The 1106-nt window shown below is 65.6% G+C and carries 2 protein-coding genes; both read left to right on the top strand.

Annotated elements, in window-relative coordinates:
• Positions 1 to 647 (top strand): cardiolipin synthase ClsB (clsB, locus tag HU735_RS26790; protein WP_186716480.1); only part of this gene is annotated, 647 nt, incomplete at its 5' end.
• Positions 647 to 1106: YbhN family protein (locus HU735_RS26785; protein WP_186716478.1), on the top strand; the 460-nt coding region annotated here is incomplete at its 3' end. The genes clsB and HU735_RS26785, both read left to right, overlap by 1 nt.

Genomic DNA, 1106 nt, shown 5'->3' with positions numbered 1-1106 from the left:
CGGCCAGCGCCGTGCTGGTGGAACGCGACAACCGCCGCCATCGCAACGATATCGAGGTCTGCTACCTGCAGGTCTTCCGTGAAGCCAGGCAACGTATTGTCGTGGCCAACGCCTACTTCTTCCCCGGCTATCGCCTGCTGCGCGAACTGCGCAACGCCGCCCGGCGCGGGGTCGAAGTGACCCTGATCCTCCAGGGGCAGCCGGACATGCGCTGGGTGCGCGCGCTCTCGCGACTGCTCTACAACTACCTGCTGCGCGACGACGTGCGCATCCACGAGTACTGCCAGCGCCCGCTGCACGGTAAGGTGGCGTTGGTGGACGACGACTGGTCCACCGTGGGTTCGAGCAATCTCGACCCGCTGAGCCTGTCATTCAACCTTGAGGCCAACCTGCTGATCCGCGACCGTGCGTTCAACGAACACCTGTTCCAGCACTTGAGCGAACTGACCCGCGAGCACTGCAAGACCGTGACGCTTGAGCGCATGGTGCGTGGCTACTGGTGGCGCGCACCCTTGATATTCCTGGGCTTCCATATCACCCGCTATTTCCCGCGCATCGCCGGCTGGTTCCCGGCGCACCGGCAACGCCTGCAGTCGCTGCAAGCCGACAGCGAGGCCCCGGCCGGCTACCACGGGGGCAAGACCTGATGGCCACGCCACGCTGGAAGACCTGGGGCAAACGCCTGCTGACGGTGCTGTTCCTGGTGCTGATCCCGGTGCTGCTGTTCACCCTGGCGCGTAACCTGGACTGGAGTGAAGTGCGCCAGTCGCTGCTGGCCTACCGACCCTCGACCCTGGCCCTGGGGTTGCTGCTGGCCCTGTGCAGCTACCTGGTGTTCGCCAGCTACGACCTGCTCGCCCGCGCCTACACCGGCCATCGCCTGCCGGCCCGCCAGGTGCTGCCGGTGGCGTTCGTTTGCTATGCGTTCAACCTCAACTTCACTACCTGGGTCGGTGGAGTGGCCCTGCGTTATCGCCTGTACGGCAGGCTGGGGCTCGATACCCCGACCATCACCCGCATTCTCACCCTGGGCCTGTTGACCAACTGGATGGGCTACCTGCTGCTGGCCGGCACGGTGTTCGCCTTGGGCTTGGTCAAGCTGCCGG

It is taken from the genome of Pseudomonas sp. BW16M2 (genome assembly GCF_014268865.1).
Classification (GTDB): Bacteria; Pseudomonadota; Gammaproteobacteria; order Pseudomonadales; family Pseudomonadaceae; genus Aquipseudomonas; species Aquipseudomonas peradeniyensis.
The sequence above is the reverse complement of the archived record's forward strand: the minus strand, read 5'-3'. Positions and strand labels throughout refer to the sequence as shown.